This is a genomic window from Thalassovita gelatinovora (assembly GCF_001458355.1).
GTDB lineage: Bacteria > Pseudomonadota > Alphaproteobacteria > Rhodobacterales > Rhodobacteraceae > Thalassobius > Thalassobius gelatinovorus.
The window spans coordinates 262,591-286,787 of sequence record NZ_CYSA01000003.1 but is presented as its reverse complement, the minus strand read 5'-3'; the positions used below and the strand labels follow the sequence as shown (position 1 = coordinate 286,787).

At 57.0% G+C, this 24,197-nt stretch carries 22 protein-coding genes; 9 read left to right on the top strand and 13 right to left on the bottom strand.

The window, feature by feature from the left end:
* Nucleotides 1-226 precede the first annotated feature (226 nt).
* On the bottom strand, nucleotides 227-1,447 hold the full coding sequence (locus TG4357_RS01710) for an acyl-CoA dehydrogenase (protein ID WP_058261133.1): 1,221 nt from the start codon (nucleotides 1,445-1,447) through the stop codon (nucleotides 227-229).
* Nucleotides 1,448-1,550: 103 nt separating this feature from the next.
* On the opposite strand from TG4357_RS01710, the gene TG4357_RS01705 reads away from it, so the two are divergent.
* Nucleotides 1,551-2,462, top strand: a complete 912-nt coding sequence (locus tag TG4357_RS01705) for a LysR substrate-binding domain-containing protein (RefSeq protein WP_058261132.1) — start codon at nucleotides 1,551-1,553, stop codon at nucleotides 2,460-2,462.
* A 54-nt stretch (nucleotides 2,463-2,516) separates the two neighbouring features.
* On the opposite strand, the gene phoB is transcribed toward TG4357_RS01705, so the two are convergent.
* The 10 genes from phoB to TG4357_RS01655 form a co-directional block, all read right to left on the bottom strand.
* Nucleotides 2,517-3,206, bottom strand: coding sequence for a phosphate regulon transcriptional regulator PhoB (phoB, locus tag TG4357_RS01700; RefSeq protein WP_058261131.1), 690 nt, complete (start codon nucleotides 3,204-3,206; stop codon nucleotides 2,517-2,519).
* A gap of 3 nt (nucleotides 3,207-3,209) precedes the next feature.
* A complete protein-coding gene (gene phoU / locus TG4357_RS01695; RefSeq protein WP_058261130.1) occupies nucleotides 3,210-3,926 on the bottom strand; it encodes a phosphate signaling complex protein PhoU in 717 nt (238 codons plus the stop codon).
* Between the two features lie 29 nt (nucleotides 3,927-3,955).
* On the bottom strand, nucleotides 3,956-4,753 hold the full coding sequence (gene pstB, locus TG4357_RS01690; protein WP_058261129.1) for a phosphate ABC transporter ATP-binding protein PstB: 798 nt from the start codon (nucleotides 4,751-4,753) through the stop codon (nucleotides 3,956-3,958).
* A gap of 22 nt (nucleotides 4,754-4,775) precedes the next feature.
* Nucleotides 4,776-6,134, bottom strand: coding sequence for a phosphate ABC transporter permease PstA (gene pstA / locus TG4357_RS01685; protein ID WP_058261128.1), 1,359 nt, complete (start codon nucleotides 6,132-6,134; stop codon nucleotides 4,776-4,778).
* Complete coding sequence (gene pstC / locus TG4357_RS01680; protein ID WP_058261127.1) at nucleotides 6,131-7,591, bottom strand: phosphate ABC transporter permease subunit PstC; 1,461 nt, start codon at nucleotides 7,589-7,591, stop codon at nucleotides 6,131-6,133. Before pstC ends, pstA begins: the two co-directional genes overlap by 4 nt.
* Nucleotides 7,592-7,670: 79 nt before the next feature.
* Nucleotides 7,671-8,699, bottom strand: coding sequence for a substrate-binding domain-containing protein (locus TG4357_RS01675; protein ID WP_058261126.1), 1,029 nt, complete (start codon nucleotides 8,697-8,699; stop codon nucleotides 7,671-7,673).
* Nucleotides 8,700-8,948: 249 nt separating this feature from the next.
* The gene (locus TG4357_RS01670) at nucleotides 8,949-9,992 is read right to left on the bottom strand and encodes an ATP-binding protein (protein WP_058261125.1); all 1,044 of its coding nucleotides are present in this window, start codon (nucleotides 9,990-9,992) and stop codon (nucleotides 8,949-8,951) included.
* Nucleotides 9,993-9,999: 7 nt separating this feature from the next.
* Nucleotides 10,000-10,530, bottom strand: coding sequence for a gamma carbonic anhydrase family protein (locus TG4357_RS01665; RefSeq protein WP_058261124.1), 531 nt, complete (start codon nucleotides 10,528-10,530; stop codon nucleotides 10,000-10,002).
* Nucleotides 10,527-11,168, bottom strand: coding sequence for a guanylate kinase (gene gmk, locus TG4357_RS01660; RefSeq protein ID WP_058261123.1), 642 nt, complete (start codon nucleotides 11,166-11,168; stop codon nucleotides 10,527-10,529). The genes TG4357_RS01665 and gmk overlap by 4 nt, the downstream gene beginning before the upstream one ends.
* Nucleotides 11,169-11,178: 10 nt before the next feature.
* Complete coding sequence (locus TG4357_RS01655) at nucleotides 11,179-12,057, bottom strand: YicC/YloC family endoribonuclease (RefSeq protein ID WP_058261122.1); 879 nt, start codon at nucleotides 12,055-12,057, stop codon at nucleotides 11,179-11,181.
* A gap of 268 nt (nucleotides 12,058-12,325) precedes the next feature.
* Between TG4357_RS01655 and TG4357_RS01650 the strand changes: the two genes are divergently transcribed.
* A complete protein-coding gene (locus TG4357_RS01650) occupies nucleotides 12,326-12,949 on the top strand; it encodes a PAS domain-containing protein (protein ID WP_058261121.1) in 624 nt (207 codons plus the stop codon).
* Nucleotides 12,950-13,083: 134 nt separating this feature from the next.
* On the opposite strand, the gene TG4357_RS01645 is transcribed toward TG4357_RS01650, so the two are convergent.
* Nucleotides 13,084-14,451, bottom strand: coding sequence for a class II 3-deoxy-7-phosphoheptulonate synthase (locus TG4357_RS01645; protein ID WP_058261120.1), 1,368 nt, complete (start codon nucleotides 14,449-14,451; stop codon nucleotides 13,084-13,086).
* Between the two features lie 172 nt (nucleotides 14,452-14,623).
* Between TG4357_RS01645 and TG4357_RS01640 the strand changes: the two genes are divergently transcribed.
* From TG4357_RS01640 to TG4357_RS01615, 6 genes are all read left to right on the top strand, one after another.
* Nucleotides 14,624-15,628, top strand: coding sequence for a GlxA family transcriptional regulator (locus tag TG4357_RS01640; RefSeq protein WP_058261119.1), 1,005 nt, complete (start codon nucleotides 14,624-14,626; stop codon nucleotides 15,626-15,628).
* 578 nt (nucleotides 15,629-16,206) lie between these two features.
* On the top strand, nucleotides 16,207-17,391 hold the full coding sequence (locus tag TG4357_RS01635; protein ID WP_058261118.1) for an ABC transporter substrate-binding protein: 1,185 nt from the start codon (nucleotides 16,207-16,209) through the stop codon (nucleotides 17,389-17,391).
* 115 nt (nucleotides 17,392-17,506) lie between these two features.
* Nucleotides 17,507-18,289: an ABC transporter ATP-binding protein gene (locus TG4357_RS01630; protein WP_058261160.1), complete on the top strand. Its 783-nt coding sequence runs from the start codon at nucleotides 17,507-17,509 to the stop codon at nucleotides 18,287-18,289.
* Nucleotides 18,286-19,110: an ABC transporter ATP-binding protein gene (locus tag TG4357_RS01625; RefSeq protein WP_074646792.1), complete on the top strand. Its 825-nt coding sequence runs from the start codon at nucleotides 18,286-18,288 to the stop codon at nucleotides 19,108-19,110. Before TG4357_RS01630 ends, TG4357_RS01625 begins: the two co-directional genes overlap by 4 nt.
* 2 nt (nucleotides 19,111-19,112) lie before the next feature.
* Nucleotides 19,113-20,123 carry a branched-chain amino acid ABC transporter permease gene (locus TG4357_RS01620; RefSeq protein WP_058261117.1) on the top strand — a complete coding sequence of 337 codons (1,011 nt, stop codon included), beginning with the start codon at nucleotides 19,113-19,115 and terminating at the stop codon, nucleotides 20,121-20,123.
* The gene (locus TG4357_RS01615; protein WP_058261116.1) at nucleotides 20,120-21,424 is read left to right on the top strand and encodes a branched-chain amino acid ABC transporter permease; all 1,305 of its coding nucleotides are present in this window, start codon (nucleotides 20,120-20,122) and stop codon (nucleotides 21,422-21,424) included. The genes TG4357_RS01620 and TG4357_RS01615 overlap by 4 nt, the downstream gene beginning before the upstream one ends.
* A gap of 94 nt (nucleotides 21,425-21,518) precedes the next feature.
* On the opposite strand, the gene TG4357_RS01610 is transcribed toward TG4357_RS01615, so the two are convergent.
* Entirely contained in the window at nucleotides 21,519-23,069 is a 1,551-nt protein-coding gene (locus TG4357_RS01610) for a helicase HerA-like domain-containing protein (protein WP_058261115.1), read from the bottom strand.
* Nucleotides 23,070-23,493: 424 nt separating this feature from the next.
* On the opposite strand from TG4357_RS01610, the gene TG4357_RS01605 reads away from it, so the two are divergent.
* Nucleotides 23,494-24,105: an invasion associated locus B family protein gene (locus TG4357_RS01605; protein ID WP_058261114.1), complete on the top strand. Its 612-nt coding sequence runs from the start codon at nucleotides 23,494-23,496 to the stop codon at nucleotides 24,103-24,105.
* The last annotated feature ends 92 nt before the right edge of the window (nucleotides 24,106-24,197 follow it).

Below are 24,197 nucleotides of genomic sequence, written 5' to 3'. Positions count from 1 at the left end.
TTCTAGCTCTACCCTGAACGGGGGATATGACAATGTTTTTTGTCACCCGTGTTTACGGGGACCGGGAGGCGCTGACACCGGTTGGTTGAAAATACAACATGTTTGGCGGTACTGATTTCGGCTTGCGAAGCAGGCAGGTGCAGGCCAGCAGTGGTTTCACCGATCACGTACCGGCCGGAACAAAACCGGGAAGGCGCGCGGATCGAACCCGCGCGCCCTGCCCTTGTCAGAAAAACGCCTGCAACCCGGTCTGCGCCCGGCCCAGGATCAGAGCGTGAACGTCATGCGCCCCTTCATACGTGTTCACGGTTTCCAGATTGACCAAGTGGCGAATGACACCGAATTCAAGACTGATGCCGTTGCCGCCATGCATGTCGCGGGACATCCGCGCAATATCCAGGCATTTGCCGCAATTGTTCCGCTTGACGATGCTGATCATTTCGGGCGCCGCTTCAGCCTTGTCCATCAACCGGCCCACTTGCAATGACGCTTGCAGGCCCAGAGCGATTTCGGTCTGCATATCGGCCAGCTTTTTCTGATACAGTTGGGTCTGTGCCAGCGGACGTTTAAATTGGTGCCGGTCCAGCCCGTATTGCCGCGCCGCGTGCCAGCAGAATTCGGCCGCCCCCAAGACGCCCCAGCTGATACCATAACGCGCCCGGTTCAGACAGCCGAACGGTCCCTTCAGGCCTTCGACATGCGGCAGCAGGGCGTCTTCGCCGACTTCCACATTGTCCAGAACGATTTCCCCGGTGATCGAGGCGCGCAGGCTCATCTTGTTTTGAATTTTCGGTGCTGACAGCCCCTTCATGCCTTTTTCCAGCACGAAGCCGCGGATTTTGCCGCCATGGGCGTCGGATTTGGCCCAGACGACGAAAACATCTGCAATCGGGCTGTTTGAAATCCACATTTTCGACCCGTTCAGCACATAGCCGCCATCGGTCTTGGTGGCACGGGTTTTCATCCCCCCCGGATCGGACCCGGCATCCGGTTCGGTCAGTCCGAAACAGCCAATCCATTCGCCGCTGGACAGTTTCGGCAGGTATTTCTGCCGCTGTTCTTCGCTGCCATAGGCATAGATCGGGTACATCACCAGGCTCGATTGCACCGACATCATCGACCGATAGCCGGAATCGACCCGTTCGACTTCGCGCGCGACCAGACCATAGCTGACATAGCCCGCACCGATGCCCCCGTATTGTTCCGGCACGGTGACGCCCAACAGGCCCATTTCGCCCATTTCGCGGAAAATATCGGGATCGGTCTGTTCTTCTGCAAAGGCTTTCAGAATCCGTGGCTGCAATTTTTCCTGACAATAGGCATGGGCGCTGTCGCGGATCATGCGTTCATCTTCGCTGAGCTGATCGTTCAATTTGAACGGATCGGCCCAGTCAAAGGCATTCAGATCCGGGGCGTCTTTGGCGCGTAGGGACGGACGGTCGGTCATTTCGGGGCCTCATTTATGAGTATTGCTTGCTTCATTTTTTATGTTACGCCAATAAAGATAAGGAAAATAGCGACTAATTCGCATCAACATATGAGTAAACAGAATGAATGGAGCGCAACGGCGATTTCTTCCATCGATCGCGTCGCTGCGTGCGTTGGAAGCGCTGGACCGATTGGGTAGCGCTACGGCGGCGGCGGAAGAACTGAACCAGACCCAAAGCGCGGTCAGTCGGCAGTTGCAGGCGCTTGAGGCGCAACTGGGCACGTCGCTGATCATCCGCGAACGCAAGACCATGCGATTGACACCGGCAGCCAAAGAATATGCCGCAACGATCCGGGGGGCGCTGCAAACGATCGCGCAGGCGTCATTGAAAGTGCAGGTCAATCCGAGGGGCGGCAGTCTGAATCTGGCGATCCTGCCGACCTTTGGGATGCGTTGGCTGGTGCCCCGCCTGCCCGATTTCGCGGCCCGTCATCCAGAAATCACCATCAACATGGCGACCCGGTTGAAACCGTTTGATTTTGCCTTTGAACCTTTTGATGCGGCGATCCATTTCGGCAATGCAGAATGGCCGGGGACGTCGCATCTGAAACTGCGGCCGGAAAACATGTTGCCGGTCTGCGCACCGCAGGTTCTGAACAATGTTACCGTTGCCCATCCGCGCGATTTGTTGGATCTGCCGCTGCTGCATATCGAAACCCGGCCCACAGCGTGGTCTCAGTGGTTCGACAGCTATGGCGTGTCGCCGGGCACTGTTTCCGGTACGATCTTCGACCAGTTCTCAACGATCTTGCAGGCGGCGATACATGGGCTGGGGGTTGCCTTGATGCCCGATTACCTTGTGCAGCAGGATCTGAAGAACGGCAATCTGGTGGTCGCTTATGGTGGTGCAACGCGGCCGCTGGGGGCCTATTATCTGGTCTGGCCGACCGAACGGTCCGAAGACCGGTCCCTGAAGATTTTTCGGACCTGGCTGGCAACGCAGGCAGAGGATGAAGACCCCCTGCCCCGTTAGCGCTTCGATAATAATGCCTGTTCCGGCTGGAAAATCCCGTGTCGGAATTCGCCTTTAGCCCAAGGCGTACCCGGCCCCGCGTACCGTGCGCAGCGGATCGACGCCGCCATGAAGGGTCAGTGCCTTGCGCAACCGACCGATATGCACGTCCACCGTGCGGGTATCGACATAGATGTCACGGCCCCAGACCCGATCAAGCAACTGTTCGCGGCTCCAGACCCGGCCGGGTTTTTCCATGAACGTCGAAAGCAGCCGGAATTCCGTCGGTCCCAACTTCAAGGCTTCGCCGTCGCGAGTCACCCGGTGGGTTTCAGCATCCAGAACGATATCTTCGTATTCCAGCCGTTCGCCCACAGTCGCCGGACGGGTGCGGCGCAACTGTGCGCGCACCCGCGCCATCAATTCGACCAGCGAATAGGGTTTGACCACGTAATCGTCCGCCCCGGTTTCCAGCCCGCGCACCTTGTCCACTTCTTCGGATCGGGCCGACAGCATGATGATCGGCACACCACGGGTTTCCGTCCGGGTTTTCAAGCGGCGGCAAACCTCGATCCCTGACACGTTGGGCAGCATCCAATCCAGCACGATGATATCGGGATTTTCTTCGTCCACCATGATCAGTGCTTCTTCGCCGTTTTCGGCTTTGGTGACACGAAACCCTTCGGCTTCAAGATTATAAGCCAACACTTCTCGTTGCGCAGGTTCGTCTTCAACCACCAGCACCGTCGGCTGCGATGTCGACATGGATCAGACCTTTCCGAGTTGCGGATCAACCGAGGTGAGATCGCCTTTTGGGCGGCCAATGTCGGGAATTTCGCCTTCGACGAGATAGATCACCTGTTCGGCGATCGAAGTGACGTGATCGCCCATCCGTTCGGTATTCTTGGCGATGAAATGCAGATGCATGCAGGCGGTGATATTGCGCGGGTCTTCCATCATGAAGGTCAGGAATTCGCGAAACAGGGCGTTATACATCTGGTCGACGTCTTCGTCGCGGTGGATCACATCCATCGCAAGTTCCGCGTCACGCTGAATATAGGCGTCCAGCGCGTCTTTCAGCATCAGTTGAACTTCGCGCGCCATCCGACGCAGGGCAGCATGCGACCCGTTGATCGGGGACATCTGAACCAGAACTCCGGTTCGTTTGGCCATGTTATTGGCGTAATCGCCGATCCGTTCCAGATTACCGGCGATTTTCATCACGCTGAGGATCACCCGCAGGTCAGACGCGGCCGGGGCGCGCAGTGCGATCAACCGGGCACAGTTTTCGTTGATCAGAAATTCCAGGCCATCGATTGCCTTATCGCTGTTGCGCACCTGTTCGGCCAGTTCCTCGTCGCGGTCATCCAAAGATTGGGATGCTTTCAAGATCGATTCTTCGACCAAACCGCCCATCTTCATGATCTGGGCCTGAATGGCTTCCAGGTCGCGATCGAAGGATTTTACGATATGTTCTTCGCTCATTACTGAATCCTCAGTCAAAATCCGTTTGCTCAGCCGATACGGCCGGTGATGTAGCTTTCTGTGCGCGGGTCTATCGGGTTGGTAAAGATCTGGCTGGTTTCACCGTATTCCACCAGGTTTCCAAGATGGAAAAAGGCGGTTTTCTGGCTGACCCGTGCGGCCTGTTGCATCGAGTGGGTCACGATCACCACTGAATAGTCCTGCCGCAATTCGTCGATCAGTTCTTCGACCTGTGCGGTGGCGATCGGGTCAAGCGCCGAACAAGGTTCGTCCATCAGCAGGACTTCGGGTTCGGTGGCAATGGCGCGGGCAATGCACAGGCGCTGTTGCTGACCGCCTGACAAGCCGGTGCCGGGTTGATCCAGTCGATCTTTGACTTCGTCCCAGATCGCGCCGCGACGCAGCGACTTTTCCACGATGATGTCCAGATCGGCCTTGTTCCGGGTCAGTCCGTGAATCCGCGGGCCATAGGCGATGTTATCGTAGATCGATTTCGGGAACGGGTTTGGTTTCTGGAACACCATGCCCACCTTGGCGCGCAATTGCACCGGGTCGACCTTTTTGTCATAGATGTTTTCACCATCCAGCAGAATGTTGCCTTCGACCCGGCAGATATCGATGGTGTCGTTCATCCGGTTCAGGCACCGCAGGAACGTCGACTTGCCACAGCCCGAGGGACCGATGAAAGCGGTGACGGTGTTGTCTTCGATCTGGACTGATACGTCCTTGATCGCATGGGTGTCGCCATAGAAAACCTGAACGTTGTCTGCGGTTATCTTGAATTCTTTCTGGTCCACGGTCTTCTCCAGATTCGGTGCATCATACATTGGGTTTATCCGTTTTTTTAGCTTACCAGCGGCGTTCGAACCGGCGGCGAAGAACAATCGCTATGGCATTCATGATCAGCAGGAACACCATCAGGACGATGATTGCGCCGGAGGCCCGTTCGACGAAGGCCGGGTCAGACCGCTGAGTCCAATTGTAAACCTGAACTGGAAGCGCGGCGGCGGGATCAAAAAAACCTTCCGGCGGTGCTGAGGGAAAGTCACGCACAAAGGCCACCATGCCGATCAGCAGCAGCGGCGCGGTTTCGCCCAAAGCTTGGGCCAGACCGATGATGGTCCCGGTCAGAATGCCCGGCGCGGCCAAGGGTAACACATGATGAAACACTGCCTGCATTTTCGAAGCGCCGATCCCCAGTGCGGCATCGCGGATCGACGGCGGCACCGCCTTCAACGAAGCGCGGGTCGCGATGATGATGGTCGGCAGTGTCATCAGCGTCAGCACCAGCCCGCCGACGATCGGGGCAGATTGCGGCAGACCGGCGAAATTGATGAAAATCGCAAGCCCAAGGATCCCGAACACGATCGACGGGACCGCCGCAAGGTTGGAAATATTCACCTCGATGATGTCGGTGATCCAGTTCTTGGGGGCGAATTCTTCCAGATAGATCGACGCGGCCACACCGATTGGCAAGGCCAGGCACAGCACCACGATCATCATGTAGAACGATCCCAGGATCGCCACGCCAAGGCCCGCAGCTTCGGGTCGGTTTTCCGATGCGTCCGCCCGGGTCAGGAAACCGGTATTGAACTTGATGGCCAAGACGCCGGCTTCTTTCAACTGATCCGCCAGTTGCAGTTGTTCAGGTGAAACGTTCTTGTCCAGCTTTGCGGTTTCCATCGTTACCCGGCCCTTGTAATAGCCGTCGATCCGGCCAGAGGCGAGGAATTCGAATTGAACCGTTTCGCCAATCATGTCGGGATTGGCCAGAACATAGCGGCGCAGCTCGGCAGGGCCTTCCTTGGAAATCAGCTTGGCGGCATTTTTCGCAGACAACCCTTCGACGCCAATTTCTGGATCTTCGAATTTCGTTTCGAAAGCCGCCGCGATCAGCGGTGCATATCCGAATGTCGAAACTTTGGCGATTTTTTCCAGATCGCGGGTGCCGTCTTTGTCCAGCTTGGCTGGATCAAGATACACATCGAGCACGACAAAGGCTTGTCGAAAGGACGAACTGCCATTGTAGAGGATCGACCCCAACAAAGCGAACAAGGCCAGGATGGCGATGGCGATGGCGATCACGCCATACAGGCGAAACCTGCTTTCAGCGGCGTTACGCTTGCGGGTATTGGCATCCTGAACCAGCAGAGAACTTGAATGCGGACCGCGCGGTGCGGCGGCCCCGGACGTCGAAAGGTCAGTCATTCGTACTGCTCCCGGTATTTGCGCACGATATAGAGTGCGAGAATATTCAGCCCCAATGTGACAACGAACAGCGACAGGCCAAGCGCAAAGGCGACCAGTGTTTCGGGGCTTGCGAATTCAGTGTCACCAGTCAACTGGCTTACGATTTTTACGGTGATCGTCGTCATCGCCTCGAATGGATTGAGGCTTAGCTTGGCGGCGGCACCGGCGCCCATCACCACAATCATCGTCTCGCCGATGGCGCGGCTTGCGGCCAGCAGGACGGCCCCGACAACCCCCGGCAAAGCGGCGGGCAGGATCACTTGCTTAATGGTTTCGGATTTGGTCGCACCAAGCCCATAAGACCCGTCGCGCATTGCCTGTGGCACCGCGTTGATCACATCATCGGAAAGCGACGACACAAAGGGGATAAGCATCACCCCCAACACGATACCAGCAGTCAGCACCGAGGAAGATGAATTTCCCATACCTAGCGGCTGTGCGAAATAATCGCGCAAAAGCGGACCGACGGTGATGAGAGCGAACAGACCGTAAACGATGGTCGGAATACCGGCCAGCACCTCGATAGCGGGCTTGGCGAACGACCGAACATTTTTACTGGCGTATTCGGAAAGATAGATCGCCGCCAACAGCCCGATTGGAACCGCGAAGATTAGCGCGACGAAGGAAACATAGAGCGTCCCCCAAAGAAGCGGCAGAATACCGAGGTCGGAACCGCCGCGGAATTGCGGGTTCCAAGTCAGGTTGAAGAAGAAATCACTTGCCCGATAGAGCTGGAAAAAATGCACAGTCTCAAACAGCAGCGACGAAATGATGCCGAGCGTGGTCAGGATCGCCACGAAGGAAGACAAAATCAATAGCGCCTTGATCGCATGTTCCGAAGTGTTGCGTGCGCGATAGTCGGGTTGAATGCGCATCATGGAAATGAAGGCACCGGCAAGGCTTAGACCAATCACGATAACGCTCATTGCGATTTGCAGCTTGGTAGATAGCTTGCGGTATTCCCGGGCGGCGTCCAGTACGTTTTGCTGGACGTCCGAAGCAACCGCAATCCCCACTTCCCCCAAGCGAGCGCGCAGGTCGGACAGATCCGCGCGCATGGTGGCGATCTGGTCTTCGGTCATCGTCCCGGCATTGACCGCGACATCTAAACCGTCCGAAATTCGGCGCACATCCGTCATCACCAGATCGAGAGACCCGCCATCGGGGATATCGACCGCGTCGATCATTTTCGACACTTGGCTTTCGATATAGAGGGGCTGCAAAAGCAGCCAGAGAATGGTGAATAAAAGCGCAGGCACAGCAGCATAAATTGCGACTGTTAGACCGTAATAGTTAGGCCGTGAATGCAGCTTTCGGATATCGCCGCCAGCCGATTTGTACGCACGAGTACGACCGAGGAAGAAGCCGACGAATGCAATCAGCAGGACGATAAGAATGACGAGACCGGCGCTCATGGCTGCTCCATCGCGGATATCAAATTGGATAATGGAAACAGGTGGCGCCAGGCCGGCGCCACCTGCAAGATCGATAGGATTAGTTCAGCGGACCCATTGCAGTGCCAGCAGCAACCATTTCCTGTGTCTTGGCCAGTTCCGGATCCGAAACCAGACCGTATGCAGCCAGCGGGCCATCGGGGCCGGCGATTTCATCCGACACGAAGAAATCGATGTATTCCTGCAGGCCAGGGATCACGCCCAGATGTGCTTTCTTCACGTAGAAGAACAGCGGACGCGATACCGGGTATTCGCCGGTTGCGATCGATTCAGTCGAAGGAACGATGCCGCCCATGGTGGCAACACGAAGCTTGTCGGTGTTGTTTTCATAGAACGACAGGCCGAACACGCCGATTGCCTGCGGGTTTGCAGTCAGACGAGCCAAGGTTTCGGTATAGTCGCCATCGATGTCGATCGAAACGCCGTCGGTGCGCAATGCGGTGCAACCTTTCGCTTTTTCGTCGCCCATCGCCTTATAGGCTTCTTCGGCGCCAGTGGATTCACAGCCGGCTTCCAAAACCTTCACGTCGAACACTTCGCGGGTGCCGTGCTTGGTGCCGGGGATGAAGGCCAGGATATCCTGAGCCGGCAGAGCGGCATTCACGTCTGCCCAGGTTTTGTTGGTGTTGTCGACCAATTTGCCGTCAACCATCACCTTGGCGGCCAGTGCGTTATACCAGTCGGCCGGGGTGAAGACGAATTCTGCGCCGTTGATGTCCGAAGCAAAGACGATGCCGTCATAGCCGATACGGACTTCCATGATTTCGTTCACGCCATTCGAGGCGCAAAGGTCGATATCCGACTGCTTGATACGCGACGAGGAGTCGGCGATGTCGATGGTGTTTTCACCCACGCCTTCACACATTTTCTTGCGACCGGCGCCGGAACCGCCACCTTCGACCACGGGGGTCGGGAAGTCGAAGTTTTCGCCGAAGGCTTCGGCAACGATGGTTGCATAGGGCAGCACGGTCGACGATCCGGCGACCTGGATCTGATCACGGGCCGAAGCGGTGGTTGCGGAAACGGCAGCGATCGCCAGAGCCGAGGCGGTCAGTTTCACGAAGGACATAAGGAAACTCCTGATTTCGTTTTTTAGATGGACCATCCCATGATGGCCTTACCGGGGGACGTACCGATCTTGCGCAATGCTTTTGTGACAGAAGTGTAACAGCTATATGACAACCGTCATATTTTCGGGGCAACATTGTCACATGTCATTATGCGTTATTTGTAAGGGTCTGAATATGAACCATAAAAAATTAAATTGATGGGTTCAAATATCTGCGGCGCCAGCGCGGCATCTAGACAAGTTACAACGTTAGTCTAGCGCTGGAAGAATCACGGTGAAACGACTGCCCTCTTCGGGCGAGCTGTCGATCTTCAGTCTGCCGCGATGACGGTTGACGATATGCTTGACGATGGCCAGCCCCAAACCGGTACCACCCATTTCGCGCGAACGATGGCTATCAACGCGGTAAAATCTTTCGGTGAGCCGGGGCAGATGCACCTGATCTATGCCAGGCCCGGTATCACAGACTTCGACCCGCACGCCCGGACCGCGCAGCGCCGGGTCGCGTTCCATTTGGGTTAGTTTGACCGTAACGGTTTGATCGTTGCCGCCATATTTGATGGCATTTTCGATCAGGTTGGTGAAGACCTGCCGCAACTGGTCTTCGTCACCCGGCACCAGGATCGGATCGGAAGGGGCTTCCTTTACCAAGGCTACCCGCGCCTTTTCCGCGACCGGGCCGATACTGCGCAGTATCGATCCGATCAGCAGGGTCAGGTCGATACTGAGGGACGGACGAATGCGTTCTTCGGACTCCACTTGACTCAGTGACAGCAGATCACTGACCAAACGGTTCATCCGGCTTGCTTCTGTCATCATGATGCCCAGGAATCTTTCCTGTGCGACGGGATCGTTCTTGGCCGGGCCTTGCAGGGTTTCGATGAAGCCCATCAGCGCGGTCAGCGGGGTGCGCAATTCATGGCTGACATTGGCGACGAAATCGCGCCGCATCTGGCTTATGGCTTCGACATGGGTGATGTCTTCGAAACTGACCAGAACACCTTTGGCATCTGCGATTTCGACATAGCCGCAATGGACCTGATAGGTCATTTCATTGCGGTCTGTGCTGGTCAGATAGCGGGTGGTTTGTGTCTGGCGCGAAGCTTCGCAAGCTTCAATCGCATCCAGAACCGAGGGTTGGCGCAAAACCGTGATCAGATGACGCCCGGATAACCCCTGTCCCAGCAAGGTTTCGACCCGTGCATTCGCCCCGATGACGCGTTCGCCCTTGGAAACCAACAAGGTTGGCACAGGCAAAGCGTCAAGCAAGCCCTGAATGACGTCAAATGTCATGATAAAATCATCCGATTACGGTTAAACCGGCGCGGAAACGCCGCATGTTGTCCTGATAATGACGGGCGCTCCATTTCAGTCCCTCGATGGCGTTGACATCGAGTTGCCGCACGACTTTGCCCGGGGCCCCCATCACCAGCGACCCGTCGGGGATTTCCTTACCTTCGGTGATCAGGGCATTGGCACCGATCAGACAGTTTTTGCCGATCTTGGCCCCATTTAGGACCGTGGCCCCCATGCCGATCAGGCTGTTTTCACCGATGGTGCAGCCATGCAGCATCGCCTTGTGCCCAATGGTGCAGCCCGCGCCGATGGTCAGCGGATAGCCCATATCGCTATGCATCACGGTGTTTTCCTGCACGTTGCTGCCTGCACAGATGCGAATTTCTTCGTTATCGCCGCGCAAAGTGCAGCCAAACCAGACCGAAGCCCCGTCTTCCAGCACGACCTTGCCGATTACATTGGCATCCGGAGCGACCCAGAAATCGCCGCTGTCTGGGGTGATCGGCGCGACGCCGTCCAATGCATAGAGGGTCATGATATTTCCTCGAATTCAGTTTGAAGATTGCGCACATGTTCGACCAGCGCCGGTTGTTGCAGCCGTCGTAGCCGGGTTGCCTGCACAATGGTTTTCAGATCCTCGGAGGTCTGGTCCAGATTGTCATTGACCAGTACGAAATCATAGCTGCCCCAATGGCTGATCTCGTCCCAGCTTTTCTGCATCCGCCGGGCGATCACATCGTCGCTGTCCTGACCGCGACTGACCAGACGGCGGTGCAATTCCTTGATCGAAGGCGGCAGGATGAAAATGGACAGCGTATGCGCGGCAAGCGACGAATTTCGGATCTGCTCCGCGCCTTGCCAATCGATATCGAACAGCACGTCCTGGCCGTCTTCAATCGCGGCTTGAACCGGTCCTTTGGGTGAGCCGTAGAAATTGCCGAACACATGGGCGTGTTCCAGCATGTCGCCTTCGGTCACGTCTCGCTTGAACTGGTCTTCGCTCAGAAAATGGTAATCTTGACCGTCGACTTCGCCCGGCCGTGGTGCGCGGGTCGTGGCGGACACCGAAAAACGGATCGTCGGGTCCCAGTCGCGCAGCCGCCGGGTCAGGGTCGATTTGCCCGCGCCCGATGGCGAAGACAGGATGATCAAAAGACCGCGTCGTTGGCTCATGGTTCTACTGTCACTCCACATTCTGCACTTGTTCACGCATTTGATCGATCACGGTTTTCAGGTCCAGCCCGATCCGGGTTAGGGCGCTATTTTGCGACTTGGAACACAGGGTATTGGCTTCGCGGTTGAATTCCTGCATCAGGAAGTCGAATTTTCGCCCTACAGGTTTGCGATCTTGCAAAAGCGCACGCGCGGCGTCGATATGCGCGTTCAACCGGTCCATTTCTTCGGTCACATCCGATTTTACCGCGATCAACGCCAATTCCTGAGCGATGCGATGATCATCCACCGCATCGCTGTTCTGGGTCACTCGCAGCAGCGAATTGCGCAGCGATTCTGCCATGTCCGACTGCCGGTCTTTGATCGCTGTTTCGGCCTGCGATACCAGTGTTTCGATTTCACCGATTTGCCGGTCCAGAACGGTTTGCAAGGCTTTGCCTTCGCTGGCGCGCATCGTTAAAAAATGCCCCAGCAATATGTCGAAATCAGCGATCAAAGCGCCTGCCAACGCATTGGTTTCGTCTTCTACAGAGGCATGTTCAAGCACCCCGCGCGTTGACAGAATATCAGCAGCCGATGTCGGGGCAAGCGACAGACCGCGTTCCTTGGCCTTGTGTTCAACCACCGCCAAAGCCGACAGGACCGAGGCCAGAACATATTCATTAACCGCCAGATCGCCCGTGGTTTCCTGCCGCTGCACCCGCAGCGTCAGCGTCACGTTTCCGCGGCCAAGTGCCTTGCTCAATTTGGCCCGCAACGCGGTTTCCAGACCTTCAATCCAGTCCGGAACGCGCAGGCGCAGATCCAGCCCCTTGGCATTGACTGACCGCAAATCCCAAGTCCAGCTGAACGGCACCAGCGCGCCCGTCCCGGACGCAAATCCTGTCATCGATTGTAACAAAGGCCCCTCCGCGCTTAACTTTTCTTAGCCATTAGCCCAGATCGCAACAAGAGGCCAGCGCCGCGCACCGTTCGGTGGAGTTAACCATTTAGCGAGAATTCCTAACAAATTTGCGAAAATTTGTGCCATGTATACCTTTGAGTAACCAACTATCCTTAAGGGTGATCGACACCGGCATGCGCGAGTGGGCGGAAATTTCGATATCTGCGGCATGATCTGGTGTCAGATGGCGGCGAACGGGTGAAACGTGATTGAGATGTCTTCTTTCCTGACCGATAAACGCTTTCCGGAACTTGCCGAGCTTGACGCCTATTGGACGGCGTTGAAAGGCACGCGGAAGATGCCGGCGCGGTCCGAAATCAATCCGCGCGGGATCGACGGGGCGCTGTCACATACCTTCATTTTGGAACGGATCGCGCCGGGTACAGCGCGGATACGGTTGGCTGGGCAGCGGTTGAAGGACCTGATTGGGATGGAATTGCGCGCCATGCCGCTGACCGCTCTGATTTCATTGTCAGACCGCGCCCGGATGGAAGACTTGATCGATCAGGTCTGCACCAGCCCCGGTATCGGCAATATTACCCTGCACGCAGAACATGGGGCCGGACGCCCAAGCATCGAGGCGCGGATGAAACTATGGCCCCTGAGCGATGCGCAGGGGCGACCCAAGCGGATTTTGGGCGGGCTGTCGTTTCGCGGTGTCATCGGACAGGCCCCGCGCCGGTTCATGGTCGTAACGTCAAGCCTGAGACCAATAGGCGGGTTGGGGGCACCAGAAAGCAGCGAATTCGCGGAACCGGCCACGCCGTTCATCGCGGCACCACGATCGGATCAAGGTTCAGGTCGCGTGCCGTATCTGCGGCTGGTCAAGGCGCAATGAATGGCGCGGCCCTTCTGCGTTGATTTCGCCACGCATTTACCCCGGAATATTGAGGCCAAGATGAAATCGCCGCTGTTTCAAAGCATGCAGAGTTTATGAAAAGGTGCGCCGGTTTCGGGCGCACCTTTCGCCCATCAGACCACAGCGGCCTGACGGTTTTCGCGCAGCGCCGACAGTTCTTCGGCCACTAGGAAAGCCAGTTCCAGCGATTGGCTGGCATTCAGGCGCGGGTCGCAGGCGGTATGGTAGCGGGCCGACAGGTCTTCGTCGGTAACGGCGCGTACCCCGCCGGTGCATTCGGTCACGTCCTGACCAGTCATTTCGAAATGCACGCCGCCCGGAATGGTGCCTTCGGCGCGGTGGATGGCAAAGAAATCCTGCACTTCGCGCAACACAGATTCAAAGGGCCTGGTTTTATAACCAGTGGCCGATTTGATCGTGTTGCCGTGCATCGGATCGCAGGTCCACAGCACCTTGGCGCCTTCGTTCTGAACCGTCTTGATCAGCCGCGGCAGGTGGTCGCCGACATTGCCAGCACCGAACCGGGCGATCAGCGTCAGACGGCCCTCTTCGTTTTCCGGGTTCAGCTTGGCCATTAACACCTTGAGGTCTTCGGCTGTCGTGGTGGGGCCGCATTTAAGCCCGACCGGGTTCAATACGCCGCGGGCGAATTCCACATGCGCCCCGTCGGGTTGTCGGGTGCGGTCGCCAATCCAGATCATGTGTCCCGACCCGGCCAGCCATTTGCCGGACGTGGAATCGAGCCGACACAGCGCCTCTTCGTATTCCAGCAACAGAGCTTCGTGGCTGGTGTAGAAATCCACCGTTTGCAGCGATGGTTCCTGATCACTGTTCAGCCCCGCGGCTTTCATGAAATCCAGCGTGTCGCTGATCCGGTTGGCCAGATCGCGGTATTTTGCGGCCTTTTCACCTTCGGTAAAGCCGAGCGTCCACTGGTGTACCTGATTTACATCGGCATAGCCGCCGGTGGAAAAGGCTCGCAGCAGGTTCAGCGTTGCCGCCGCCTGGGTATAGGCCTGCAACATTTTCGACGGATCGGGGATCCGGGATTCGGGCGTGAAGGCCAATTCATTGATGATATCACCGCGATAGCTGGGCAGTTCGATGCCGCCCACCGTTTCGGTCGGGGCCGAACGCGGTTTGGCGAATTGACCAGCCATGCGGCCGACCTTCACCACCGGCACCTTAGCACCATAGGTCAGCACCATCGCCATTTGCAGCATCACCTTGAAGGTGTCGCGGATCGCATTGGCGCTGAATTGATCGAAGCTTTCTGCGCAATCGCCGCCCTGCAACAAAAACGCTTCACCGCGCGAGGCGGCCCCGAGAGCGGATTTCAGTCTACGCGCCTCACCGGCAAAGACCAAAGGCGGATACTTGGCCAGTTGCGCTTCGACTGTGTGCAGCGCGGCCTGATCCGTATAATCGGGCATCTGAACCCTGGGCTTGGCGCGCCAATTGGTTTTTTGCCACTCGCTCATGGTCGGTACTCCGGTTGGTCAATTAAAGTCGCTTTTCTATACAGAAAGCGTCGGTCGCTGACCATATGGGATTCGAAAACTTCGGCTAAGACTTCTGTCCATGCCTGCGGCCCCTTGCGCGGCGTAGAAAAAACTGTTGTGGTTTTCGACATTCTATCAAAGGACACTTGTCATGGAAACATCGCGCAAACCTGTTGAAGTGTCCGGTGTCACGGGTAAACCCAAGCGGTTTGTCTTTGTTTTGATGGAAAATTTTACGCTGATGAGCTTTTCGGCAGCACTTGAATGCATCCGTCTGGCGAACCGGATGTCGGGGCAGCAACTGTATGATTGGACCCTAGTCGGCGAACACGGTGAAACCGTGCGTTGTTCGGCGGGGACCGAATTCAAGCTTGATAGCGGTTTTTGTGAACTGACCCGCGACGACACTTTGATCCTGTGCGGCGGGATCGATGTGCAAAAGGCGACCACCAAGAAATTGATATCCTGGCTGCGCCGCGAGGCGCGCAAAGGCATCGCTATTGGTGGGCTTTGCACCGCGTCTTATGCGATGGCCAAAGCCGGGCTTTTGGATGGCAAACGCGCCACGATCCATTGGGAAAACCATGACAGTTTCATCGAGGAGTTCGATGAGGTCGAATTGACAAAATCGGTTTTCGTCATCGATGGCAACCGGATGAGCACGGCCGGCGGTACCGCAGCGATCGACCTTATATTGAATCGGATCGCATCCGATTACGGGTCGGATTTGGCAAATGCGGTAGCCGATCAGATGATCTATTCCACCATCCGCACCGATCAAGACACCCAGCGTCTGTCCGTGCCGTCGCGGATCGGTGTGCGCCACCCCAAGCTGAGCCAAGTGATCCGCGAAATGGAAGCCAATATCGAAGAACCGATCAGCCCCTCGACCCTGGCGAAAGAAGTCGGCATGTCGACACGTCAGTTGGAACGGTTGTTTCGCCGCTACCTCAACCGCAGCCCGAAGCGTTATTATATGGAATTGCGGCTGCAAAAAGCGCGTAATCTTCTGATGCAGACCGATATGAGCGTGATCAATGTCGCGCTGGCCTGCGGTTTCGCGTCGCCGTCGCATTTTTCGAAATGCTACCGGGCACACTATAAAACTACGCCCTACCGCGAACGTGGCAGCCAAGCGAGCCCGGCGCAGGAGTGATTAGGCGTGCGACAAGATAGTGTCGAGACTGCTGTTCAGACTGAACTTTCTCCCTACGAAATCCGTTTCCGGCTGATGCGTCGGCGCATATAACGGCCTAACCCCTTCTTTCCATAAAGCGCGGGGCTTTGACCGAAATCGTTGTTCAGATCGGCCTGTCAACCGGTGTTTCTTGGTGAAAGTGCGCACGATGACGATATTTAGTCCCCTACCCTGCCCCGGAGGCAGGGATTCGCCTGTGCCTGTCCTGTCTTTCTGTCACCCAACTGCTTCCGTAAGGTCAGCAAGCCCAAGACCATGGGCCGGCGACCGTTTCGGCAATGAGGGTGGGATTACAGAGTGCGCCGACATTGGCGAAAGCGTACCGATAAAGGCGGCACAAAGCGCCGCAAAACGGACGAGCATAGTCGCAATCCGGTGCAAAATCGTTGGTGAAACGGGATAACTGAGTGCGCGCATTCGCACGAAACACCAGCTTGCTTGAAAAGTGTAACAGCTATGAATCATGACGCTTTTCATTTTCAAAATCCGGTTATAGGGTTCGACCCGGACCTTTGTTCCAACATGGGAGTAAAATAATGAAGAAGTTTTTGATGGCGACCGCTGCAACCGCTTTGATGACGGGTGGCGCAATGGCCGATGAAGTCAAGCTGGGGATTATCCTCGGTTTCACCGGCCCGATTGAATCGCTGACACCGTCGATGGCGGCCGGTGCTGAAATGGCAATGAAAGAAGTGTCGGACAGCGGCAAGTTGCTGGGCGGTTCGACCGTTGCCCCGGTTCGTGCAGATTCGACCTGCGTCGATGCAGGTGCCGCGACTGCTGCGGCCGAACGCCTGATCACCTCGGACGGGATCAAGGGCATCATGGGGGCGGATTGTTCCGGCGTGACCGGCGCGGTTCTGGCCAACGTCGCGGTGCCGAACGGCATGGTGATGATTTCACCTTCGGCCACTTCGCCTGCCCTGTCGTCTGTTGACGACGGCGGATTGTTCTTCCGCACTGCGCCGTCCGACGCGCGCCAAGGTCAGGTTCTGGCCGATGTGCTGATGGAAAAAGGGATCAAATCTGTCGCTCTGACCTATACCAATAACGACTATGGCAAGGGTCTGGCTGACAGCTTCAAATCCGCTTACGAAGGCATGGGCGGCGCTGTGACCATCAACACGGCACATGAAGACGGCAAAGCCGACTACACCGCTGAAGTTGGTGCGCTTGCCTCTGCTGGTGGTGATGCACTGGTTGTGGCGGGCTATGTCGATCAGGGTGGCCCCGGTGTGATCCGCGCGGCGCTGGACGCTGGTGCGTTTGACACTTTCGTTCTGCCTGATGGCATGATCGGGTCGGCGCTGGAAGAAAACTTCGGCTCCGAAATCGATGGGTCCATCGGTACGGTGCCCGGCACTGAAAGCGAAGGCGCAAGCATTATGGCCAAGCTGACCGAAGCCGCAGGCATCGACGGTTCGGGCCCCTATGTTGGCGAAAGCTATGACGCAGCGGCGCTGATCCTGTTGTCGATGCAGGCTGCCGGTTCGGTCGAACCGGGCGACTACAAAGCCAAGATCATGGATGTGGCGAACGCGCCGGGCGAACAGATTTTCCCCGGTGAATTGTCCAAAGCTTTGGAGATCCTCGCAGGCGGCGGTGAAATCGACTATGTCGGTGCAACCGCAGTGGAAATGATCGGCGGCGGCGAAGCTGCGGGTGGGTACCGCGAGATCGAATTCAAAGACGGCAAGATCACCACGGTTAAATTCCGCTAAGATCCGGCCTTGAAAATGCGAACAGCCCGGCCCAGTTGCCGGGCTGTTCTGATATAACCGCTGTTAAAGAATAATGAAAAGGCGCGGAAACCGTGCCAAGACGGGGGAAAGCTTGATGATCGTCGTAGAAGACGTCCATAAGCATTTCGGTGGTTTTCACGCCGTAGATGGCGCGTCCCTGACCATCGAACAGGGCTCCATTACCGGGCTAATCGGTCCGAATGGTGCCGGAAAAACGACTCTTTTCAATGTGATCGCGGGCGTTCTTCCGCCGACTTCGGGTCGGGTCACGATGGATGGCGAAGACATCACCGGATTGCCGCCGCATGAGCTGTTTCACAAGGGATTGCTGCGCACGTTCCAGATCGCGCATGAATTTTCGTCCATGACTTGCCGCGAAAACCTGATGATGGTGCCGGGCGGCCAATCGGGCGAAACCCTGTGGAACACTTGGTTCGGGCGCAAGCGGATCGCTGACGAGGAACGCGCGCTGCGTGCCAAGGCCGACGAGGTTTTGGAATTCCTCACCATCGGTCATATCGCAGACCTGAAGGCAGGAGAGGTGTCCGGAGGCCAGAAAAAACTGCTGGAACTTGGGCGCACCATGATGGTCGATACCAAGATCGTCTTTCTGGACGAGGTTGGCGCCGGGGTGAACCGCACCCTTCTTTATACCATTGCCGACGCGATCAAGCAGTTGAATCAGGAACGCGGTTACACCTTCGTGGTGATCGAACACGACATGGATTTTATCGAAAAACTTTGCGATCCGGTGATCTGCATGGCCGAAGGCAAGGTTCTGGCCCAAGGCACCCTTGCTGAAATCAAGGCCAATGATCAGGTGATCGAAGCCTATCTTGGCACCGGGTTGAAGAATAAAGACAAGGTGGGCGTATGAGCAGCAACCCCTATCAGGACGGTCGCGGCAACAAGGACCGCACGATCACAAAATCGGGTGGCGGAACATTGAACGTCGATACCGGAACCGAACAGGACAAACATACTGGCGAAGCTTTCCTGATCGGCGATAGCATGACGGGCGGCTATGGCAAGACCGGGCCAGACATCCTGCATGATTGCACCATCGCCGTGAATAAGGGCGAAATCGCGGTCATCGTCGGCCCCAACGGTGCTGGAAAATCGACCGCGATGAAGGCGACCTTCGGCATGTTGCATCTGCGCGCTGGATCGGTGCGATTGGATGGTCAGGACATCACTCGTCTGTCCCCGCAGGCGCGTGTCAGACAAGGCATGGGGTTCGTGCCGCAGACAAGCAATATCTTCACATCGATGACGGTTCAGGAAAATCTGGAAATGGGTGCGTTCATCCGAACCGATGATTTCAGCGATACCTTGGCGCAGGTCTATAACCTGTTCCCGATTCTGAAAGACAAGCGCCATCAGGCGGCGGGTGAATTGTCGGGGGGGCAGCGCCAGCAGGTGGCGGTCGGCCGGGCGCTGATGACCCAGCCCAAGGTTTTGCTGCTCGATGAACCCACCGCAGGCGTCAGTCCGATCGTGATGGACGAATTGTTCGACCGCATCATCGAAGTGGCGCGCAGCGGAATTTCCGTCCTGATGGTGGAACAGAACGCCCGTCAAGCGCTTGAAATCGCGGATAAAGGCTATGTTCTCGTTCAAGGCGCCAATGCACATACCGGAACCGGCAAGGAATTGCTGGCCGATCCGGAAGTGCGCCAATCTTTCCTTGGGGGCTGATCATGGATTTTCTCAACGCCATCGTGGCGCTTTCCAACTTCGTTCTGATCCCCGCCATCGCCTATGGCAGCCAACTGGCTCTGGGTGCGCTTGGGGTCACTCTGATCTACGGGATCTTGCGGTTTTCCAACTTCGCCCATGGCGACACCATGGCCTTTGGGACCATGGTGGTTGTTTTGGTAACATGGTGGTTTCAGTCGATGGGCCTTAATCTGGGCCCCTTACCGACGGCCCTGCTTGCCCTGCCCTTCGGCATTATCGCCTGTTCAGCGCTGGTGATCGGCACCGACAAGCTCGTTTACAAGTTCTACCGCGAACAAAAGGCCAAGCCGGTCATTCTGGTGATCGTGTCAATGGGCGTGATGTTCATTATGAACGGATTGGTGCGCTTCATCATCGGGCCGAACGATCAGCGTTTTGCCGATGGCGAACGGTTCATCATTTCGGCCCGGGATTTCAAGCAGATGACCGGTCTGCAAGAAGGGTTGGCGATCAAGACCACGCAAGGATTGACCGTGATCACCGCGCTGATCGTCGTGGCGTTGCTGTTCTGGTTCCTCAACCGCACCCGCACCGGTAAATCGATGCGTGCCTATTCCGACAACGAGGATCTGGCGTTGCTGTCGGGGATCAACCCTGAACGGGTAGTGTTGTATACTTGGCTGATCGTGGCGGCGCTGGCTACCGTGGCAGGTACGCTTTACGGGCTTGATAAGACTTTCAAGCCGTTTACTTACTTTCAGCTGCTGCTGCCGATCTTTGCCTCGGCGATCGTCGGCGGGCTGGGCAGCCCGCTTGGCGCCATCACCGGCGGTTTCGTGATCGCCTTTTCCGAGGTCACTATCACCTATGCTTGGAAAAAAGTGCTGACTTACCTGCTGCCGGAAAACCTTGCGCCCGACGGTCTGGTGCAGCTTTTGTCCACCGATTATAAATTCGCCGTCAGTTTCGCAATCCTTGTGATCGTGCTTCTGTTCAAGCCGACGGGCCTCTTCAAGGGGAAATCAGTATGACCGATACGACCAAGAAAATCGGGCTTTTCGCCATTGTCGGCCTGTTGATTGTGCTGACTGGCGTGATTCAAAGTTGGAACACGGCGTTGCAAATCCTGAACATGGGGCTGATCAGCGCAATCATGGCTTTGGGCGTGAATCTGCAATGGGGCTTTGCCGGGCTTTTTAACGTCGGAATCATGGGCTTTGTCGCGCTTGGCGGGCTGGCCACCGTGCTGGTTTCGACCGATCCATTGCCCGAGGCATGGAGTGCGGGTGGCTTCCGCATTCTTCTGGCGCTGGTTCTGGGGGCGGCGACCGTGGTGGCGGCGGTCCTGAGCTATGCAAGGCTTGCCAAGGGAAAGGCACGGACGCTGGCGATGTTGGCGATCTTGGTGGTGGGCTTTTTCCTTTATCGCTGGGTGTTCGACCCGGCGGTGGAAGCTGTTGAAGCGATCAATCCGGCGATGGCGGGCAATATTGGCGGGCTGGGCCTGCCGGTAGTGCTGGCTTGGCCCGTGGGCGGGCTGCTTGCGGCCGGTGTAGCTTGGATCATCGGCAAGACCGCGCTTGGTCTGCGTTCGGATTATCTGGCCATTGCAACGCTGGGGATCGCCGAAATTATCATCGCGGTGATGAAAAACGAAGATTGGCTGGCGCGTGGCGTGAAAAATGTGATCGGCCTGCCCCGTCCGGTTCCTTATGAAATTGATCTGCAACAAAGCACCGCCTTCGTCGATCGCGCGACCAGCTTCGGACTGACCGCGACCACCGCTTCGACGCTTTGGGTCAAACTGCTCTATGCCGGGCTTTTCACCGTTGTTTTGCTGATCCTGCTGTGGATGGCGCAAAAGGCACTGCATTCGCCTTGGGGCCGGATGATGCGGGCGATCCGCGATAACGAAGTCGCGTCCGAAGCGATGGGCAAGGATGTGACCCGGCGCCACCTGCAGGTTTTCATTCTTGGGTCGGCCGTCTGCGGCATCGCCGGGGCGATGATGACCACGCTTGACGGTCAGTTGACGCCGGGCACCTACCAGCCGTTGCGCTTTACCTTCCTGATCTGGGTGATGGTGATCGTCGGCGGATCGGGCAACAATCTGGGCGCGGTTCTGGGCGGGTTCCTGATCTGGTTCCTCTGGGTACAGGTTGAACCTCTGGGGCAGGCTCTGATGCAGGTGATCACCTACGGCATGGCCGATGACAGCGCGCTGAAGGCGCATCTCTTGGACAGCACCGCGCATATGCGGCTGCTTACGATGGGGCTGGTTCTGCTGTTGGTGCTCAGGTTCAGCCCGCGCGGGCTGATCCCGGAAAAGTAATCGAAAGGGCCCTTCGGGGCCCTTTTCTTGTTTTAGCCTGATCTAGGGGGATGCGTGTCAAGCGCGACGAGGCAACGTCGCCCTGCCCCGCGCTTTACTTCCCTTCGAACAAACCACCCAATATGCCGCGCACGATCCGCTTGCCTGTGGTGCCGCGCAGTTCTTTGACCAACGCCTTGCCAAGCGCATCGCCAATCGTGTCGCCACGCGCATTGCTGCGGCTGCTGCGGGAACTTGACCGTTTCACCCGGCTGCCGGAATACCGGCGTGCGGATTTGTATTCGCGTTCGATCGCTTCGGCTTGTTCTTCGCGCTGTTCGGCCTGTTCCGCCGCCTTGGCCGCATCCTGTGTCCGTTTGGTCAGAATTTCATAGGCCGATTGGCGGTCGTTCAGCACTTCGTATTTTCCGGCGATGGGCGAAGCATCGATCAGCGCTTTGCGTTCGGCTTCATCAATCGGTCCCAGTTGTGACGATGGCGGCCGGATCAGAGTGCGTTCGACAATACCCGGCACGCCTTTCTTTTGCAGAAACGACGTCACCGCTTCGCCGACGCCGACCTCGCGGATCGCTTCTTCGGTGTCAAAACGGGGATTGTCGCGATAGGTTTCCGCCGCCAGCCGCAATTCCTTACGATCCCTCGCGGTAAAGGCGCGCAAGGCATGTTGAACCCGGTTGCCCAGTTGGCCCAGAACATCTTCGGGCACATCGGCCGGGTTCTGGGTGACGAAATAGACCCCCACCCCCTTGGACCGGATCAGCCGTGCAACCTGTTCGACCTTGTCGACCAGTGCTTTGGGCGCGTCGTCGAACAGCAGATGCGCCTCGTCGAAGAAAAACACCAGCCGGGGTTTATCCGGGTCGCCCACTTCGGGCAGTTCTTCGAACAGTTCCGACAACAGCCACAGCAGGAAAGTCGCGTAAAGCCGAGGCGAGCCCATTAATTTGTCGGCGGCCAAAATGTTGATCCGGCCGCGCCCATCCAGATCGGTGCGCATCAGGTCGGACAGGTTCAGCGCGGGTTCACCGAACAGCTGCGTTGCCCCCTGGTTTTCCAACACCAAGAGCCGCCGCTGGATCGCGCCCACCGACTGAACCGAGATATTGCCATAGCGCAGGCTCAGATCGGCACGATTTTCCCCGACCCAGACCAAAAGCGCCTGCAAATCCTTCAGGTCCAGCAATGGCAATCCCTGTTCGTCGGCCAGCCGGAAAGCGATGTTGAGGATGCCTTCTTGGGCTTCGGACAGTTCCAGCAGCCGAGACAGTAGCAGCGGACCCATTTCCGCCACGGTGGTGCGCACCGGGTGGCCCTGTTGACCAAAAAGATCCCAGAAAGTGACCGGGAAGGCCTGATAGCTGTAATCGTCAAAGCCGATCTTAGCGGCGCGATCCATGAAAGCGTCATGCAGTTTGAAACCCGGTGATCCGGCTGCGGCCAATCCAGACAGGTCGCCTTTGACATCCGATAGGAACACCGGCACGCCTTGGGCGGAAAAGCCTTCGGCCATGATTTGCAGGGTGACGGTTTTCCCGGTGCCGGTTGCCCCGGCGATCAATCCGTGGCGGTTGGCGTATTTCAGCGTCAGCCCCTGCTTTTCTCTGTAATCGTCGCCGCCACCGCCAATGAAAATACTGTCTCGCACCCGACCGCCCTCTTTTTCAGCAATTCCTTCTGTCCTCAAAGTACATTGTTAACTTCTTCATGTCACAGTGAAAAAACCGGAATGTCACAGGAACTGACGCCGGTTGACTTCCTCCTTGTTGACCGCGCCGCCCCAGATCTCGGGGCGGCGTTCATTTTTTAAGCGTCCCGGCGCAAACCCTGTTGACGGAACGCGGTAAACGCCCTAGCGTTCCATTAATGACTAAGTCGGCCAGTCCGACGGGGAGAAAAAAATAATGAAAAGGGGTCCGTTTGTGGCCCCTTTTTATTATTTCACCCCATGTTTGCTGAGCTTGGCAGGAATTCGCCACCACAACCCATTTGCGGGTGTTTTCCGGCCTGACAGCCCGCCGTTGGCATGGTAGAGCCATGGCAATGAAAACCGAGCAATTGATGGGGGTAACATGCCCAAATTTCTGAATATTGTTTCCGTTCTGGCCGCGCTGAGCCTTGCCGGGGCGGCATATGCGCAAGACAGCACTGAAACACCCGCCGCAGATGCTGCGACCGACACCCCTGCCGAAAGCGCCGATCCGGGTTTGAGCCTGGGCGAAGAGGTGGCGGTTGAACCCTATATTCGAGAAGCCTCTGGCGATTGGAACCTGGAATGCCTTCGGACCGGCACCGATGAAGAACCCTGCCAATTGATGCAGGAACTGAACGGTGAAGACGGCACCCCGATCGCGACCGTGCGGATGTTCCGGTTGAAGAATGGTGGCGAAGCCGAAGCTGGCGCGATGATCGCGGTGCCGCTGGAAACCTTGCTGACGGCTCAACTGACCATCGCAGTGGATAGTAATCCGGGAAAAAGATATCCGTTTTCCGTCTGTGATCGGCTGGGTTGCTACGCCCGGATCGGATTTCGCGCCGAAGATATTGCAGAATTCAAACGAGGTGCCAAAGCGACGCTTTCGATCGTGCCCTTCGTCGCCCCCGATCAACGTGTTTTGGTCGATATGTCTTTGAAGGGCTTTACCGCCGGGTATGATATGGTGACCGAGGTCGAAGCGCAGTAATCGGCGCGACCCAATACAACAAAGGCCGCCCCTTGGGGCGGCCTTTTGCGTTTCTGACCGGATTTCAATGCGATTGGGATACGGGGGGCGCT